Annotated in this window: 19 protein-coding genes and 1 pseudogene; 11 read left to right on the forward strand and 9 right to left on the reverse strand. The window is 57.6% G+C overall.

Going from position 1 to position 15,535, the window contains the following annotated elements; translation table 11 throughout:
- Positions 1 to 71 precede the first annotated feature (71 nt).
- Together ACZ89R_RS10535 and ACZ89R_RS10540 are read left to right on the forward strand one after the other, a co-directional pair.
- Complete coding sequence (locus ACZ89R_RS10535) at positions 72 to 797, forward strand: MBL fold metallo-hydrolase (protein WP_429545834.1); 726 nt, start codon at positions 72 to 74, stop codon at positions 795 to 797.
- A 55-nt stretch (positions 798 to 852) separates the two neighbouring features.
- Entirely contained in the window at positions 853 to 1,104 is a 252-nt protein-coding gene (locus ACZ89R_RS10540; protein ID WP_123494647.1) for an acyl carrier protein, read from the forward strand.
- A 134-nt stretch (positions 1,105 to 1,238) separates the two neighbouring features.
- Here ACZ89R_RS10540 and ACZ89R_RS10545 read toward each other — a convergent pair whose 3' ends face one another.
- The 4 genes and pseudogenes from ACZ89R_RS10545 to ACZ89R_RS10560 form a co-directional block, all read right to left on the reverse strand.
- Entirely contained in the window at positions 1,239 to 1,370 is a 132-nt protein-coding gene (locus ACZ89R_RS10545) for a PA1414 family protein (protein WP_256348862.1), read from the reverse strand.
- A gap of 157 nt (positions 1,371 to 1,527) precedes the next feature.
- Positions 1,528 to 1,656, reverse strand: a pseudogene (locus ACZ89R_RS10550) (LysR family transcriptional regulator); the annotation flags it as partial.
- A 79-nt stretch (positions 1,657 to 1,735) separates the two neighbouring features.
- A complete protein-coding gene (locus ACZ89R_RS10555) occupies positions 1,736 to 2,668 on the reverse strand; it encodes a DMT family transporter (RefSeq protein ID WP_429545833.1) in 933 nt (310 codons plus the stop codon).
- Positions 2,669 to 2,948: 280 nt separating this feature from the next.
- Positions 2,949 to 3,785, reverse strand: a complete 837-nt coding sequence (locus ACZ89R_RS10560; RefSeq protein ID WP_030131899.1) for a CvfB family protein — start codon at positions 3,783 to 3,785, stop codon at positions 2,949 to 2,951.
- 351 nt (positions 3,786 to 4,136) lie between these two features.
- Here ACZ89R_RS10560 and ACZ89R_RS10565 point away from each other — a divergent pair, with 351 nt between their 5' ends.
- From ACZ89R_RS10565 to ACZ89R_RS10575, 3 genes are all read left to right on the forward strand, one after another.
- Positions 4,137 to 4,325 carry a hypothetical protein gene (locus ACZ89R_RS10565; protein ID WP_017337097.1) on the forward strand — a complete coding sequence of 63 codons (189 nt, stop codon included), beginning with the start codon at positions 4,137 to 4,139 and terminating at the stop codon, positions 4,323 to 4,325.
- Positions 4,326 to 4,535: 210 nt separating this feature from the next.
- Positions 4,536 to 5,252 carry a TorF family putative porin gene (locus ACZ89R_RS10570; RefSeq protein ID WP_401176231.1) on the forward strand — a complete coding sequence of 239 codons (717 nt, stop codon included), beginning with the start codon at positions 4,536 to 4,538 and terminating at the stop codon, positions 5,250 to 5,252.
- Positions 5,253 to 5,328: 76 nt separating this feature from the next.
- Positions 5,329 to 6,198: a DUF6279 family lipoprotein gene (locus ACZ89R_RS10575; RefSeq protein WP_429545832.1), complete on the forward strand. Its 870-nt coding sequence runs from the start codon at positions 5,329 to 5,331 to the stop codon at positions 6,196 to 6,198.
- Positions 6,199 to 6,321: 123 nt separating this feature from the next.
- On the opposite strand, the gene ACZ89R_RS10580 is transcribed toward ACZ89R_RS10575, so the two are convergent.
- Positions 6,322 to 6,714 (reverse strand): transcriptional regulator, encoded by a 393-nt coding sequence (locus ACZ89R_RS10580; RefSeq protein WP_429545831.1) that lies wholly within the window; start codon positions 6,712 to 6,714, stop codon positions 6,322 to 6,324.
- A 201-nt stretch (positions 6,715 to 6,915) separates the two neighbouring features.
- Here ACZ89R_RS10580 and ACZ89R_RS10585 point away from each other — a divergent pair, with 201 nt between their 5' ends.
- The 3 genes from ACZ89R_RS10585 (at position 6,916) to ACZ89R_RS10595 (ending at position 8,439) form a co-directional block, all read left to right on the forward strand.
- Positions 6,916 to 7,650: a DUF899 domain-containing protein gene (locus ACZ89R_RS10585; protein ID WP_429545830.1), complete on the forward strand. Its 735-nt coding sequence runs from the start codon at positions 6,916 to 6,918 to the stop codon at positions 7,648 to 7,650.
- A 197-nt stretch (positions 7,651 to 7,847) separates the two neighbouring features.
- Positions 7,848 to 8,057, forward strand: a complete 210-nt coding sequence (locus ACZ89R_RS10590) for a hypothetical protein (protein ID WP_429547868.1) — start codon at positions 7,848 to 7,850, stop codon at positions 8,055 to 8,057.
- Positions 8,058 to 8,163: 106 nt separating this feature from the next.
- A complete protein-coding gene (locus ACZ89R_RS10595) occupies positions 8,164 to 8,439 on the forward strand; it encodes a hypothetical protein (RefSeq protein ID WP_429545829.1) in 276 nt (91 codons plus the stop codon).
- Between the two features lie 136 nt (positions 8,440 to 8,575).
- On the opposite strand, the gene ACZ89R_RS10600 is transcribed toward ACZ89R_RS10595, so the two are convergent.
- Entirely contained in the window at positions 8,576 to 9,922 is a 1,347-nt protein-coding gene (locus tag ACZ89R_RS10600) for a DEAD/DEAH box helicase (RefSeq protein ID WP_008153197.1), read from the reverse strand.
- A 193-nt stretch (positions 9,923 to 10,115) separates the two neighbouring features.
- On the opposite strand from ACZ89R_RS10600, the gene ACZ89R_RS10605 reads away from it, so the two are divergent.
- Entirely contained in the window at positions 10,116 to 11,414 is a 1,299-nt protein-coding gene (locus ACZ89R_RS10605; RefSeq protein ID WP_429545828.1) for a mechanosensitive ion channel family protein, read from the forward strand.
- Positions 11,415 to 11,454: 40 nt separating this feature from the next.
- Here ACZ89R_RS10605 and ACZ89R_RS10610 read toward each other — a convergent pair whose 3' ends face one another.
- From ACZ89R_RS10610 to ACZ89R_RS10620, 3 genes are all read right to left on the reverse strand, one after another.
- Positions 11,455 to 12,318 carry a carboxylate/amino acid/amine transporter gene (locus ACZ89R_RS10610; RefSeq protein ID WP_429545827.1) on the reverse strand — a complete coding sequence of 288 codons (864 nt, stop codon included), beginning with the start codon at positions 12,316 to 12,318 and terminating at the stop codon, positions 11,455 to 11,457.
- A 343-nt stretch (positions 12,319 to 12,661) separates the two neighbouring features.
- Positions 12,662 to 13,261: an FMN-dependent NADH-azoreductase gene (locus tag ACZ89R_RS10615; protein WP_218397843.1), complete on the reverse strand. Its 600-nt coding sequence runs from the start codon at positions 13,259 to 13,261 to the stop codon at positions 12,662 to 12,664.
- A 151-nt stretch (positions 13,262 to 13,412) separates the two neighbouring features.
- Positions 13,413 to 13,742, reverse strand: a complete 330-nt coding sequence (locus tag ACZ89R_RS10620; RefSeq protein ID WP_429378362.1) for a 3-phosphoglycerate kinase — start codon at positions 13,740 to 13,742, stop codon at positions 13,413 to 13,415.
- 49 nt (positions 13,743 to 13,791) lie between these two features.
- Between ACZ89R_RS10620 and ACZ89R_RS10625 the strand changes: the two genes are divergently transcribed.
- Both ACZ89R_RS10625 and ACZ89R_RS10630 read left to right on the forward strand, forming a co-directional pair.
- Positions 13,792 to 14,715: a PA3225 family LysR-type transcriptional regulator gene (locus ACZ89R_RS10625; protein WP_429545826.1), complete on the forward strand. Its 924-nt coding sequence runs from the start codon at positions 13,792 to 13,794 to the stop codon at positions 14,713 to 14,715.
- A 14-nt stretch (positions 14,716 to 14,729) separates the two neighbouring features.
- Entirely contained in the window at positions 14,730 to 15,533 is an 804-nt protein-coding gene (locus ACZ89R_RS10630) for an alpha/beta fold hydrolase (protein WP_218397847.1), read from the forward strand.
- Positions 15,534 to 15,535 lie beyond the last annotated feature (2 nt).

Genomic DNA, 15,535 nt, shown 5'->3' on the forward strand with positions numbered 1-15,535 from the left:
CTTGATGCTTTCTTCGACGGGTGTGGCGTCGGTTGCCACACCCGTTTTTTTTCGTCTGGAGAAAACCTTTGATGAAGATTGTTTCTCGCGATCAGTGGTTCGAGGTCAAACAGCTCAGCGACGGCATACGCCTGATTCACGAGCCTTACATTAGGCCCTTTTACCGCTGCAACCTCTGGCACATTCAGGGGCGTGACAAGGATTTGCTGCTGGACAGCGGTTCTGGGCTGGTCAGCCTGCGCGAGCAATTGCCGTGGATCACCGAACGACCGCTGGTGGCAGTGGCCAGCCATTGCCATTTCGATCACATTGCCGGCCATCACGAGTTTCCCGAACGGCTGGTGCACCCGGCTGAAGCGCAGATTCTGGCTTCTCCGGACGGTGAAAACACATTGAGCAAGGCTTTCGTCGGTGACGACATGTTCGAGGCTCACCCCGACTGCCCGCTGTGCTACGCCGAATACCGGGTCAAAGCCGCACCGGCCACGGGTTTGATTGAAGAAGGCGACGTGCTTGATCTCGGTGATCGGGTCCTGCAAGTGCTGCACACGCCGGGTCATTCACCGGGCGGCATCAGCCTGTTCGAGGCGGCGACCGAAACCCTGTTCAGCGGCGACATCATTTACGATGGGCCACTGATCGAAGACGCCTATCACTCCAACCTCGACGACTACGCCCGCAGCCTGCAACGCTTGCGCGCGCTGCCGATCCGCACGGTGCACGGCGGACATTTCGGGAGTTTTTCCGGGGAATATTTGCGCACGATGATTGACGAGTGGCAGCACCGACACGCCTGAAGCCTGCTGTACTCAGCACCAGGGACAACAACAATGACGCCCTCGAAGAACAATCATGACAAGAGACGCCGTTCGTACAGCCGTGCACCGCTTCATCAGCCGCCTGCTGGAGGGCCGGGATGACTTCGACGACAACACCCGTCTGGTGCAGTTGGGACTGGATAAAGAAGATATTGAAGATCTGATTTTCCATCTGGAAGATCAGCTGGGATTGACAGCGTCTATCGCCGAAGAAGACCGGATGCTCAAGACTGCGACGACCGTCGACGACTTGAGCCGGTTTTTGATTGAGATTGGGCGTTATTGACCGCAACACTTGATCTAACCTGTCGACCGCCAAGATCGCAGCCTCCGGCAGCTCCTACAGGCACCCGCAATCGCAGCACAGGCGCACTCCTGTAGGAGCTGCCGAAGGCTGCGATCTTTTTCAGGATAAATAACTTACCGGCGGCGCTGCTGCTGGCGGCGACGTTGTTCGTCGTCAGTGCGAATGGGTATGGGTTGCAGAGGCGGTTCGATCAAACCGAGTGCGACACCCAGGTCATGCAGCCAGTTTTGGATTTTCTCTTTCATGGTGCCCCCTTCAGGGTAGTGCCGAGCGGCTGAAGTTCTGTAGCCCCTTCGCACTGATAATAGTCCGAAGTCCTACGCAATGCTCGCCCAAGATCGCAATGATCTGTTACTAAATTGATCCAAATCCCTGAACGTTGGTTCAAGCAATTGCCTGGGTCTAAATCGCTGTCGACGGATACACCGCCTGCTGCTCGATCCATGCATTCAGGTTGGCGCCGACCATGTCTTTGCGCCACATCAGCCAGGTGGTCGCGCTGGCGAACGGCTCGGCCGCCACGCTTTCGCGACGACGAGTGGCTTGCAACCTGCCTTGCTGATCGCCGGCAGCGGTTTGATCATCACGGGGGCTTTATTGTTGCGCCCGATCAGGGTTGCCCAAGTGCTTTGCGCAAACGACGGCGGACCCACTGCTCTGCGCTCACAAAAGTGATCCCGAGCAGAACCAGCACCGCGCCGATCACAAAGTTGAGACTCAGTTCTTCGCCCAGCAGCACCACGCCGAATGTGACGCCGAACAGCGGCGTCATGAACGAAAACACCGCCAGGTTCGCCGCCAGATAACGACGCAGCAGCCAGAACCAGGTCAGGTAACTGAAGAACGACACCACCAACCCTTGGAATAACACACTGGCCACGGAAACAGTGGTCAGGCTGACATGAGTGACCTGCCCGCTGAGGATCGCGATCAACAGCAGGCCGACGAAGCCGACGATCAGTTGATAAAACAGCGTCAGCGTCACCGGCGCTTCCGACAGGCGCGAGGCACGCACTACAACAGTGGTCGCGCCCCATGACGCGCCGGCCAGCACGCCCAACGCATCCCCCATCAGCATGCGGTGGTCGAGGTTGTCCCACGACACGCCACCGGCAAACGCAATGGCAATGCCGATGAAGGCGAGAACAATCCCCAGCCACTGCACCGGCCTTAAACGCTCACTCGGCAGCAGCCAATGCACGCCCAACGCGGTGAAAATCGGCGCGGTGTAGAGGAACACCGACATGTGCGCCGCCGTGGTCAGTTGCAGGCCTTCGGAAATGAAGAAGAACTCCAGGCCAAACAAAGCACCCGCCAGCAAGCCGCCGCGCCAGGTATTACCGACCTGATCCCAACCGCCCTTCCAGCAGATCAATACGCCTACGAGCAACGCGGAAATACCCGACCGCCCCGCCGCTTGCATGACCGGCGCGATGTCGGGCGCGGCCCACTTGATCATCACCTGCTGCACGCCCCAGATCAGGCACAACCCGACCATCACTTGCAGGGCAAATCCATCGGCGCTACGCCGGGTGGCGCTCACCGGAACACCTCGATAACACAATCCATGGCAGTGACTCGACAGTAAAAGCAAAGCCCCGACCTTCTGGCTGAGCAGAGTGCCGGGGCGAAAAATTATGCCGTCGATTATTAACCAGATGGACAGAAAAAGGTGTCTGCAAAAGACCTTTAAATCGTTGCTTGCGTCATATGGCGGTCGCGGCCTCCCTGTAGGAGCTGCCGCAGGCTGCGATCTTTTGATCTTGATCTTTTACAGTCAAAAGATTGCAGCCTGCGGCAGCTCCTACGGGGGCGGCGTAGGGTCAGCTGAGTTCGATACGATCAGCGTGAATGACGATCTGGCCGTTCTTGTACAACGCACCAATGGCCTTTTTGAAGTTGCCCTTGCTGACGCCGAACATACTGCTGATCAGCGTCGGGTCGCTCTTGTCGCTGACTGGCAGAGTGCCGTTGTTGTCGCGCAACTTGGCAAGAATCTTCGAGTTCAGGCTAGTGGCAGCTTCCTCGCCCACCGGTTGCAGGCTCAGGCTGATCTTGCCGTCGGCGCGGACTTCTTTGATAAAGCCCTTCTCTTCTTTACCGGCACGCATGAACTTGAAGATTTCGTTCTTGTGGATCAGGCCCCAGTGCTTGTTGTTGATGATTGCCTTGAAGCCCATATCGGTCGCTTCGGCCACCAGCAAATCAACTTCCTGACCCGGGGTGTAATTGGCCGGGGTCTTGTCCAGGTAGCGGTCCAGACGCGCCGTCGCGGTGATGCGCCGCGTGTGTTTGTCGAGGTAGACATGCACCACGACATACTCGCCGGCCGTCATCTGGCGCTTTTCTTCGGAATACGGCAGCAGCAGGTCCTTCGGCAAACCCCAATCCAGGAACACGCCGATGCTGTTGACTTCAACAACTTTCAAACTGGCGAATTCACCGACCTGAACTTTCGGCTTTTCGGTCGTCGCGATAAGTTTGTCATCGCTGTCCAGATAAATAAAAACGTTGAGCCAGTCTTCATCTTCGCTGGGAATATCTTTGGGGATATAACGGTTAGGCAGGAGGATTTCACCATCCGCGCCACCGTCCAGATATAAACCGAAGTTAGTGTGTTTAACCACTTGCAAACTGTTGTAGCGCCCGACTAAAGCCATGTCCAATACCCTCATTGCGTGGGCGGCATTCTACCCGGTTTTGCGGGCCGCGTTCGGCGGCCGGTCCGGTGGCACAAGAAAATCCGTCGAAGGCCTTAATTTTCCTGGGTTTTACCCGGTGCGCTTGCCCGCTCGTCAGACCATTTGGGTGCCTCGCGCCTTGGTCTGCCCATCCGAAAAACGCTTTTTCTTCACTTGGGTTCTTAGTTAAAACAGCAGCTTACGGGAACATTGCGAATAATAACTTGCGATAAATTGCGTTGCTCCAAGGTGTATTTCGGAATGATATTTACCAAGCAATTGTCAAGTATTTCCTGTACGATGCCTGGCCAAGTTAATTTCTACAGGTTAATGGCCGCCATGCGTGTAAAAGCATCCAACAGCAAAGCAAAGCCAGCTCCAGCCGTTGAAACCAGCGAATCGATCAACAACCAGATCGCTGCGTTCCTCAAGTCCGGCGGAGAGATCCAGCAAATTGCCAAAGGCGTCAGCGGCCAGACGTTCGGCCCGTCCAAGCAGATCACGCTGGGCAAGAAGTAATTTCCCCCGCGTTAACTGGTCCCTAAGCGCTTTGAGCTTCGAAGCGCTTGGACTGGAACCCTCCCGCAATACCCCATAAAACAAATCAATATTTCAAAAATCGACGAACGGCCCTCGATGCCGAACATTCGCCGGTATGCTTGCACGTGTCTGGATCAAGCGTTTCAGCAGGTTTTCAGGACCTGCTCCTCGCTGTTCATGGAGTGACGCATGCTCAAGCCCTCTCTTTTTCTGCTCGGCAGCCTGCTGTGGTATTCGGTCGCCCAAGCACAAGTCTTCCAGCGCGAACTGGGCGATTTCGATCTCAAGCTCGCGACCACCCCCAGCCGCAGCATGGCCCAGGGGCTGGTCAAACCCTCGACGACCGGCTCGTTCCATGGTGGCCTCGACCTGAGCCACGACAGCGGCTTCTATGTAGGTCAATGGTCCCCCAGCATGGGACTCAGCCCGTCGAGCAACCTTGAAGTCGATTCCTACATGGGCTTTAAACAGCCTTTCGATCACTCCCTCGGCTACGAAGTGGGCATGATCCATTACAGCTACCCGAAAGTGGACACCCTCGACAGCCAGGAGCTGTTCGGCGGCCTGACCCTGCTGGGCAGCCGCTTCGGCGCGGCCTTCAGCAACGACCCCGACAAACAGAACAGCACCCTGTTCGCCGACCTCAGTGGCAATCAGCCGTTCGGCATCGGGATCAGCCTGAAATACACCACCCACCAACTCAACACACCGGTGTCCGTTGACGATGGGTATGTAGGCAGCTTTACCGACTGGTCAGTGAAATTGTCCCGGCCGTTCATGGGCATCGATCTGGACTTGATCTACAGTGATTCAAGCCTGAGCGGCAGCGATTGTTCCGCTTATTCTGGCCACAATAGCCAGTGCGACGGCCTGGTGACGCTCAAGGCTGCGCACAGCTTCTATTAATTGGCTGAACTGCCGGGCTTATCCCGCGATCACACAAGAGAACCCTTAAGAAACCAGGTCTTCGCAAGGACTCGCCATGTCGCACTGGTGGAAACAGCTCGGCGTCATCATCACCCTCAGCCTCACTGTCGCCGCGTGCAGCCGCGTGGGCCTGGCTTACCGCAATCTCGACGTGATCATTCCCTGGACGCTCAGCGACTACCTGGAAATGAACCACGAACAAAAAGACTGGTTCAACGAGCGCCTCAAAGAACACCTGAGCTGGCACTGCACCACGCAATTGCCCGGCTACCTCGACTGGCTGGATCGCTTACAGGCCATGGTCGAGGCCAACCAGATCACCGACGCCGCATTGCAAACCCGCACCCAGGAAGCCAAACAGGCCATCGCCGATACCGCCCGGGAAATCACCCCGTCGGCCATCGAGCTGTTGCAGGGTCTTGATGACAAGCAAGTCGCGGAAATGAACGATGCCTTCGCCAAGGACCAACGCAAACGCCAGGAGGCCTACCTCAAACCGTCTCTGGAGCAACAGATCAAAGAGCGGAGCAAGCGCATGGAGAAACGCCTGAATGACTGGCTCGGCCCGCTCAACCCAAGCCAACAGCAACGGGTCGTGGCCTGGTCGAATGCCTTGGGTGATCAGAACAAGCAATGGATTGCCAACCGCGCCCATTGGCAACAGCAATTCAGCGCGGCAGTCGCGCAGCGGCAGAGCCCGGAATTCCCACAGCGAATCGAGACACTTCTGGTGAATCGCGAGAGTTTGTGGACGCCGGCTTACCGCGAGGCCTACGCCAACACCGAAGCCCAGGCTCGGGCCTTGCTGGTGGACGTGATGGCCGAGAGCACACCGGTTCAACGTGAACGGTTGCTGCAAAAAATTGAAGGCGTGCGCAAGGATTTCGCTGATTTAAAATGCCTGAAAGCGGCGCGGCAAGACTAGAAGATCAAAAGATCGCAGCCTTCGGCAGCTCCTACAGAATTTGTGTCCGCCCGATGTTTAAGGGTGAACGCAACTCCATGTAGGAGCTGCCGAAGGCTGCGATCTTTTGCTGTCGCCACAAAATCAGGCAATCTGCGCCTTCGACGCCACCTCATCAAACGTCAGCTCCTCCAGCGCATCTTCCTGTTCATCCAGCACCTGCCGCGGATGCTCATTACCCGGAATGCTGCTGTCAATCAGGCTCAATAAACTCGAGCCCCTGGGCGTCAAAATGTAGTTCTCACCATTGCCACCCTGATCTTCTGGCCGAGGCTCGATATAGCCCCGCAGCAGCAGTAATTTTTCGTACTCACCAGCCACCGTTTTCAGGTGATCCAGATTCTCAAACGGCTCGCCCGCGGAGGCTTTCGCCGCCGCATACTGCTCGGCATAAGGCCGTGGAGTGAAACTGTGTCCAGCGCCGTTCTGCACTTCATGCAGCAAGCGCTCCATCAAATCCCAGTTGTAAGTCGTCATCCTGATCAACCTCCAGAGCCCGTGAGTGAAATGGCCTTCATAGGTTGTGACCGACAGGGAGGGCGGCCGTTCAGCCTGGTTATTTCGCCCTACCGACCAGCGGTATGTCGAATAGGGCACAGGCCAAACGACTAGGCTATGTAAGACGGTTTACCCCTCTGCGCGGATCGACTTTCGCCAAAGCATGCAGGAGAAATCACCATGAACATTCAGAACCATCCGGTCGTGTCCCGAGAAGAATGGCTCGCTGCCCGCAAACAACACCTGGCCCACGAAAAAGCCTTCACCAAGGAACGAGACAAACTCAGCGCCGAACGCCGCGCTTTGCCCTGGGTGAAAATCGACAAACTCTACCGCTTTCAGGGCCCCAACGGCGAACTGAGCCTGGCCGACCTGTTCGGCGGTCGCAGCCAATTGATCATCTACCACTTCATGTTCGCCGCAGGCTGGGACGAAGGCTGCCCAGGCTGCTCGTTCCTCTCCGACCACATCGACGGCGCCAACCAACACCTGGCCCATCACGACGTGGCTGTGGTCGCGGTTTCCCACGCACCGTTCGCCGAATTCCAACCGTTCAAGCAGCGCATGGGCTGGAAATTCGACTGGGTCTCGTCCGAAGGCTGCGACTTCAACTATGACTTTGGCGTATCAGCCCGAGCCGAAGACGTCGCCGCTGGAAAAGCTACCTACAACTACGAAAAATCCGACGGGGCTGAAGAAGAACTCCCAGGGCTCAGCGTGTTTTATCGCAATGAAGCGGGGGAGATTTTTCACACCTATTCAACGTATGCCCGAGGTTTGGATTTGCTGGTGGGGGCCTATAACTATCTGGACCTCACGCCCAAGGGGCGTAATGAAGAGGAGATCATGGATTGGGTGCGGCATCACGATCGGTATGAAGACAAGGCCTCGGCCAGTTGCTGCCATGGGGGGTAGACCCTCAGGGATCGAGGCTCAGCCATCGGGGCATTGGTCCGGATTAGACACAGTCCCCATAAACACCACAAATCCCCTGTGGGAGCGAGCCTGCTCGCGATGACTAACATTCAACATTGATGTCGACTGATACACCGCTTTCGCGAGCAGGCTCGCTCCCACAAGGTTGCGTGTGTTCTGTAGGTACATGCGGTTGCCTGACTGCAACTGGGGCAAATGCCCTACAAAAACCTCCCGACTACCGCACCGTCACCCAAGTGCTGGAAAACATCGCCTTTCGCGCCGAGATCGGTTGCGACACGGTGGTGCTTTCCGACTTCTCCAAACTGCTGGCCATTCCGTTACGCGATGGTTGTGATTTGATGGATGTCATTGGCAGACGTCTGCGGGCGCAGGCTGCGGAGTGAATGAAAACGGGCGACCTGTGGGTCGCCCGTTTCTGTCACTGAACTTTTTTCGCCCTTCAGCCCTCAACCGGATAACCCGCCTTAACCGGAACCGAGGCCTGACTTTATGAAAACCCTGCTCAAACTCACCTTCGCCGCCACCCTAGCCTGCGCCCTCCCCGTTTGGGCCTGCCCTCCCGACGAAGCCACGGCCAAGCGCGAACAATTGGCCAAGGAGGTCGCCAAGATCACTGAGCAAAACCCGGCCAAGGCCAAGGAGATCAATGATGAGTTACAGAAGATGGACCTGGAGACGGCCAGCAAGGATCTGCCGGATAAGTGCCAGTTGATCGATCAGCGCCTCAAAGAGTTGCAGTCGGCTGAGAAGAAAGCCGAGAGCTGAACGGCGAGATCAAAAGATCGCAGCCTTCGGCAGCTCCTACACGGGTTTGAGCGTGCAGCTGTAAGAGCTGATGCGATTTTTTGACGTAAAAAAACCCGGACACTGTCCGGGTTTTTTATGGGAACGCTACAGCGCTTTATTCAGCCGCTGGCGCTTCCGGCTTGCGGCGTTTCAAAGGCGCCATGCCGTCCTTGCTGACCAGCGACAGGGCGTCGGTCTTCGGGCGGTTGGCGATCTTGCGCTTGGTCGGGGCCTTGGCGCCGGTTTTCTTCTTGTCGCCTTTGGCGTCGACTTTTTTCTTCTTCACGCCAACGGCTTTGCCCGAGGCCTTGACCTTTTTCGGTCCGCCGTAGGTGCCTTTGACTTCCTTGATGGTGCGGCGCTCGAAGCTCTGCTTGAGGTAGCGCTCGACGCTCGACATCAGGTTCCAGTCGCCATGGCAGATCAGCGAGATGGCCAGGCCATCGTTGCCAGCGCGACCGGTGCGACCGATGCGGTGAACGTATTCGTCGCCGCTGCGCGGCATGTCGAAGTTGATCACCAGGTCCAGGCCTTCCACGTCCAGGCCACGGGCGGCGACGTCGGTGGCGACGAGGATTTTCACGCCGCCCTGCTTCAGACGGTCGATGGCCAGCTTGCGGTCTTTCTGGTCTTTGTCACCGTGCAGCACGAACGCTTTGTATTCCTGCGCCACCAGACGGCCGTAAATACGGTCGGCCATGGCCCGGGTATTGGTGAACACGATGGCCTTCTGATAGGTCTCGTTGGCCAGCAGCCAGTTCACGATCTGTTCTTTGTGCTGATTGTGGTCGGCGGTGATGATCTGTTGACGAGTGGTGGCGTTCAGATCGCTGACGTTGTTCAGCTGCAAGTGTTCAGGGTTGTTCAGAACCTTGGCGACCATCTCGCGCAGACCCGAACCGCCGGTGGTGGCGGAGAACAGCATGGTCTGTTGACGGTTGGTGCACTCTTCCACCAGACGCTGCACGTCTTCGGCAAAGCCCATGTCGAGCATGCGGTCGGCTTCGTCGAGCACCAGCACTTCGACTTCTTTGAGGTCGAGGTTGCCGGCGTTCAGTTGCTCGATCATCCGGCCCGGCGTACCGATCAGGATGTCCGGCACCTTGCGCAGCATGGCAGCCTGGACCTTGAAGTCTTCACCGCCGGTGATCAGGCCGGACTTGATGAACGTGAACTGAGCGAAGCGCTCGACTTCCTTGATGGTCTGCTGGGCCAGCTCGCGGGTCGGCAGCAGGATCAGGGTCTTGATGCTGACGCGGACTTTAGCCGGGCCGATCAAGCGGTTGAGGATCGGCAAAACGAATGCAGCGGTTTTGCCGCTACCGGTTTGCGCCGTCACCCGCAGGTCACGCCCTTGGAGCGCCAGCGGAATAGCCGCTGCTTGCACAGGCGTTGGCTCGACAAATTTAAGCTCGGCCACGGCTTTGAGCAGGCGTTCGTGCAGGGCGAATTGGGAAAACACGGGTGCTACCTCGAAGAAATACAAAAAAACAGCTGCATAGGGTAACGGTTTCGAGCGCGAAGGCCGAGTTTCTTTATACAAACGGCTGCAAACAGTGGTTTTTTTGTCGCCTGTTTTGTCTCAAAACGTCATCCGGAACGTCTTAAATGCTCTAATTGCCCCGTCGCGTCCTACAGAAGAACCGTTTTCACCCATGGATATCAAACAGCTCTGGCTCAACGCCCAAGACCTCTGGGGTGCTCTCGATCAGCACCCGCTCCTGCATTCCACGCTCGCGCTGATGTTGCTGCTGGTGGTGGCGCTGGTACTCGGACGAGTGGCGCGTTACCTCATTCTTCATGCGACCAAAATCCTCGGTCGCCAGCCGTCGTTGCACTGGATCACCGATTTTCGCCACAACAAAGTGTTTCATCGCCTGGCGCAGATGACGCCCTCGCTGGTGATCCAGTTTGGCCTGCACCTGGTACCGGAGCTGAGCAAAACCGCCCTTAACTTCCTCGGCAATGTGGCGCTGTCGTTCACCATTCTGTTCCTGGTACTGGCCGTCAGCGCATTGCTCAATGCCCTGCTGGACATCTATGCCCGCACCGAACACGCCCGCACCCGCTCGATCAAGGGCTACGTGCAACTGGCGAAAATGGTGTTGTTCGTGTTTGGCGCGATCATCATCGTCGCGACGCTGATCGACCGTTCGCCGCTGTTGCTGCTGTCGGGTCTGGGCGCCATGTCGGCGGTGATTCTGTTGGTCTACAAAGACACCCTACTGTCGTTCGTCGCCAGTGTGCAACTGACCAGCAACGACATGCTGCGGGTCGGCGACTGGATCGAGATGCCACAAGTCGGTGCCGACGGTGACGTGGTGGACATCACCTTGCACACGGTCAAGGTGCAGAATTTCGACAAGACGATTGTGTCGATCCCGACCTGGCGCCTGATGTCCGAGTCGTTCAAGAACTGGCGCGGCATGCAGCAGTCCGGTGGCCGCCGGATCAAGCGCAGCTTGTTCATCGACGCCAGCGGCGTGCGGTTTATTCGCGATGACGAAGAGCTGAAGCTGTCCCAGGTGCATCTGCTGACCGACTACATCAACCGCAAACAGGCCGAACTCAAGGCCTGGAACGAAGCTCAGGGCAACGTCGCAGCGATGTCGGCCAACCGTCGACGGATGACCAACATCGGCACCTTTCGCGCCTATGCGCTGGCCTATCTGAAGAGTCACACGGAAATCCAGCCGAACATGACCTGCATGGTTCGCCAGATGCAGACCACCGCTCAGGGCATTCCGCTGGAAATCTACTGCTTTACCCGCACCACCGTGTGGGCTGATTACGAGCGGATTCAGGGGGATATTTTCGATTACCTGCTGGCGGTATTGCCGGAGTTTGGCTTGAGCCTTTATCAGCAGCCGAGCGGCGGGGATTTGCGGTCGGGGTTGCTCCCGGCGGTGTTGGGCGCGAGCCATATCCCTGCCCCCGAAAAACACATCATGTAGCAGCTAGCACTGATCGTTCCCACGCTCCGCGTGGGGACGATCATGCGATAGCGGGTCTACGAACACCCAACCGACTAATCCACACCGCCATCAATATCACCGACCCACCAAACAACAACCGCCCCAGCTCTTCATGCTGATTCCAGATCAGCAAGTTGATCAGCAACCCCACCGGCACATGCAAATTGTTCATCACCGCCAGCGTGCCGCCGTTCACCAGGCACGCGCCCTTGTTCCACCAGTACAAACCCAGCGCGGTCGAGACCAGGCCGAGGAACAGCAGCACGCCCCATTGCAGCGGCGCTTCGGGCAGGAAGTTCTGTTTGCCGAACAGCAGAAACGCCGGCAACGCCACCGCCAATGCGCCCAGATAGAAGTAACCGAACCGTCGATAATGCGGCAGATCGCTCGGATGGCGGGCCACTAGGTGTTTGTAGAGCACCTGCCCGGCGGCGTAGGTGAAGTTGGCGAGTTGCAGCAGCAGGAAACCCATGAAGAAATCCGGATTGATCCGGTCATAGCGAATCACTGCCGCCCCGAGTACCGCCACTAATGCCGCGATCAAGGCCCACGGATTGAAGCGCCGGTTCAGCGCGTCTTCAATCAGGGTCACGTGCAAAGGTGTGAGGATGGTGAACAGCAACACCTCTGGCACCGTCAGCACCCGGAAGCTCAGGTACAGGCAGACGTAAGTCACGCCGAACTGCAACGCGCCGATCAGCAACATCCCGCGCATGAACGCCGGTTCGACCTGACGCCAGCGCGTCAGCGGAATGAACACCAGCCCCGCCAGCAGCACCCGCACCAGCACCGCGAAGTAACTGTCGACATGCCCGGCCAGGTATTCACCGATCAAGCTGAAGGAAAACGCCTGGATCAGCGTGACAAAAAGTAGATAGCCCATGGTCGCCTCATTTCGAATGGCGCGACGATAGCGGGTTTTGCCCGTCATCGCGAACAGTCAGGCAACACAGATCCCTGTGGGAGCGAGCTTGCTCGCGATGACGGCCTTACATTCAACATTGATGTTGGCTGACACACCGCTATCACGAGCAGGCTCGCTCCCACAGGGGTTGTGTGCTCATTCATTAAATCGCAGGCAAAAAAAAGCCCGATCTCGCTAATGCGTTCAATCGGGCTAGAGCACTCAGGAGCAACAAGTGCAAAGGGAGGTTCGATGCGCGTGCAGGCTTGAAGGGTTGCGCCAGATCACTAGACCATCCAGCGATTATCTGGCGATTAACGGCTCAGGCGACCTGGGAAAGCTTGGCGTTGGCCTGGTTCAGGCCTTTCTCCTGGAAGTCACCTCCCAGGTTCATGCCTTCGGCGTGAATGAATGTGACGTCGTGGATGCCGATGAAGGCCATGACCTGGCGCAGGTAGGGTTCCTGGTGATCGGCGGTGCTGCCGGCGTAGATGCCGCCGCGAGCAGTCAGCACATAAGCCCGCTTACCGCTGAGCAAACCTTGCGGGCCGGTTTCGGTGTACTTGAAGGTCACACCGGCACGCAGCACGTGGTCGAGCCAGGCTTTAAGGGTGCTCGGAATCGCGAAGTTGTACATGGGAGCCGCCATCACCAGCACGTCGGCGGCCAGCAGCTCGTCGGTCAGCAGGTTGGAGCGCTCCAGCGAGGCCTGCTCGATGTCGTTGCGTTGTTCGGCAGGTTTCATCCAGCCGCCCAGCAAATTGATGTCCAGGTGCGGCACCGGGGTGGTGGCGAGGTCACGGACGGTGATCTGGTCGGCCGGGTGTGCGGCTTTCCATTGGCTGATGAAGGTCTGGGTCAGCTGGCGGGAAACCGAGTCTTGCTGACGGGCGCTGCTTTCGATGATCAGAACGCGGGACATGGGATGTAGCCTCCATCTGAGAATGCTGTAGGTCGATGGAGTGAAGGTTAAACAGAGTCATATCGATGAAAAAGCGCAAATAACTGCTATAAAGCATCGATAAATTCGTTTATAAGCGGAGCATGTCCCAGCTGGGCCGCTCCGCTCGATGTCATTTCGGGGTGCAGGTCAGGTTGATACGCATCTTGATGATGGTGCGGGTGAACTTGGCGGTGGCGTTTTTGTGTTTACCGGCAGGCACTTCGATTGTGCGGTTACGCGGCGCTTCCGGGCCATTGTTGAAAACCACCTTACAGATCGCATCGGTGCTGCCGTAGTTGTTCACCTGAATGGAGGCGATATCGGCATCTGTATCAAAGGCGTTGTAATCGATGCTCAAGCCGTTCAATTGCTTTTGAACGTCGATCGGATAGGCAAACGCAGTCAGCGGCAACATCGCCAACACCGCACAACCCGCCATCACGCTACAAAGTTTTTTCATTCAGCAGCCTCCAATAAGGACTGCCAGCTTAGGACAAGAGGAGCTCAACATGAAAGCGCCCCGCGTGACCCTTGATCAATGGCGAACATTACAGGCCGTGGTCGATCACGGCGGTTTCGCCCAGGCCGCCGAAGCGCTGCACCGCTCGCAATCGTCGGTCAGCTACACCGTAGCGCGCATGCAGGACCAACTCGGTGTGCCATTGCTACGCATCGACGGCCGCAAAGCGGTACTCACCGAAGCCGGCGGCGTGCTGCTGCGCCGTTCCCGGCAACTGGTGAAACAGGCCAGCCAACTGGAAGACCTGGCCCATCACATGGAGCAAGGCTGGGAAGCGGAAGTGCGGCTGGTGGTCGACGCAGCCTACCCCAGCGCCCGCCTCGTTCGCGCCCTGACCGCGTTCATGCCGCAAAGCCGTGGCTGCCGGGTGCGTCTGCGCGAAGAAGTGTTATCGGGTGTCGAGGAAGTGTTGCTCGAAGGCGTGGCCGATCTGGCCATCACCGGGTTCAGTATTCCCGGTTATCTGGGCGCGGAATTGAGCGACGTCGAATTTATCGCGGTCGCCCACCCCGAGCATTCCTTGCATCGCTTGAACCGCGAACTGAACTTCCAGGACCTGGAAAGCCAAATGCAAGTGGTGATCCGCGACTCCGGCCGCCAGCAACCACGAGACGTCGGCTGGCTCGGCGCCGAACAGCGCTGGACCGTCGGCAGCCTGGCCACCGCCGCGACCTTCGTCAGCAGCGGCCTGGGTTTCGCCTGGCTGCCCCGGCACATGATCGAGCGCGAACTCAAGGAAGGCACGCTCAAAGTGCTACCGTTGGATCAGGGTGGCAGCCGCAACCCGAGCTTCTTTCTGTATTCGAACAAGGACAAACCCTTGGGCCCGGCGACGCAGATTCTCATCGAACTGCTGCGCACCTTTGATACCGCGCCGCTGGATGCACCTTTCGCCGCCCCTGAACAAGCCTGACATGGAGTGTACGTATGGCCTATTTCGAACATGAAGGTTGCAACCTGCACTATGAGGAATATGGCCACGGCACGCCGTTGCTATTGGTTCACGGGTTGGGCTCCAGCACCCTGGACTGGGAAATGCAGATCCCGGCGCTGTCTGCCCGCTACCGGGTGATCGTCCCGGACGTACGCGGCCACGGGCGCTCCGACAAACCCCGTGAGCGTTACAGCATCGCCGGATTCAGCGCCGACCTGATCGCTCTCATTGAACACTTGCACCTCGGCCCGACACATTATGTAGGGCTTTCCATGGGTGGCATAATCGGCTTTCAACTGGCGGTGGATCAGCCGCAATTACTCAAAAGTCTGTGCATCGTCAATAGCCAGCCGCAAGTCAAAATGCAAAAGCCCAGTGACTACTGGTGGCTAATCAAACGCTGGAGCATGGCCCGACTGCTGAGCATGGAAACAATCGGCAAAGCCTTGGGACGCATGCTGTTTCCCAAACCCGACCAAGCCGATTTGCGGCAAAAAATTGCCGTGCGCTGGGCAAAGAACCACAAACATGCTTATCTCGCCAGCTTCGATGCCCTCATAGGCTGGGGGGTTCAGGAACGACTTTCGCGAGTCACCTGTCCAACCCTCATCGTTAGCGCAGACCACGATTACACCCCGGTCTCGGTGAAGGAAACTTACGTAAAACTGCTACCCGATGCGCGGCTGGTGGTGATCGCCGACTCGCGCCACGCCACCCCGCTGGATCAACCGGAACGCTTCAACCAAACGCTGCTCGAATTTCTCACCGCAGTCGACACCACTACTCAGGATCACTGACT

The organism is Pseudomonas sp. TE3728 (genome assembly GCF_056279145.1).

Coding starts and splice junctions, on each gene's coding strand:
- ACZ89R_RS10565 (WP_017337097.1), top strand. CDS start 4,137: ATGGCCGCCATGCGTGTAAAAGCATCCAACAGCAAAGCAAAGCCAGCT.
- ACZ89R_RS10605 (WP_429545828.1), top strand. CDS start 10,116: ATGGATATCAAACAGCTCTGGCTCAACGCCCAAGACCTCTGGGGTGCT.
- ACZ89R_RS10585 (WP_429545830.1), top strand. CDS start 6,916: ATGAACATTCAGAACCATCCGGTCGTGTCCCGAGAAGAATGGCTCGCT.
- ACZ89R_RS10540 (WP_123494647.1), top strand. CDS start 853: ATGACAAGAGACGCCGTTCGTACAGCCGTGCACCGCTTCATCAGCCGC.
- ACZ89R_RS10630 (WP_218397847.1), top strand. CDS start 14,730: ATGGCCTATTTCGAACATGAAGGTTGCAACCTGCACTATGAGGAATAT.
- ACZ89R_RS10545 (WP_256348862.1), bottom strand. CDS start 1,370: ATGAAAGAGAAAATCCAAAACTGGCTGCATGACCTGGGTGTCGCACTC.
- ACZ89R_RS10625 (WP_429545826.1), top strand. CDS start 13,792: ATGAAAGCGCCCCGCGTGACCCTTGATCAATGGCGAACATTACAGGCC.
- ACZ89R_RS10535 (WP_429545834.1), top strand. CDS start 72: ATGAAGATTGTTTCTCGCGATCAGTGGTTCGAGGTCAAACAGCTCAGC.
- ACZ89R_RS10615 (WP_218397843.1), bottom strand. CDS start 13,261: ATGTCCCGCGTTCTGATCATCGAAAGCAGCGCCCGTCAGCAAGACTCG.
- ACZ89R_RS10580 (WP_429545831.1), bottom strand. CDS start 6,714: ATGACGACTTACAACTGGGATTTGATGGAGCGCTTGCTGCATGAAGTG.
- ACZ89R_RS10610 (WP_429545827.1), bottom strand. CDS start 12,318: ATGGGCTATCTACTTTTTGTCACGCTGATCCAGGCGTTTTCCTTCAGC.
- ACZ89R_RS10560 (WP_030131899.1), bottom strand. CDS start 3,785: ATGGCTTTAGTCGGGCGCTACAACAGTTTGCAAGTGGTTAAACACACT.
- ACZ89R_RS10575 (WP_429545832.1), top strand. CDS start 5,329: ATGTCGCACTGGTGGAAACAGCTCGGCGTCATCATCACCCTCAGCCTC.
- ACZ89R_RS10595 (WP_429545829.1), top strand. CDS start 8,164: ATGAAAACCCTGCTCAAACTCACCTTCGCCGCCACCCTAGCCTGCGCC.
- ACZ89R_RS10620 (WP_429378362.1), bottom strand. CDS start 13,742: ATGAAAAAACTTTGTAGCGTGATGGCGGGTTGTGCGGTGTTGGCGATG.
- ACZ89R_RS10570 (WP_401176231.1), top strand. CDS start 4,536: ATGCTCAAGCCCTCTCTTTTTCTGCTCGGCAGCCTGCTGTGGTATTCG.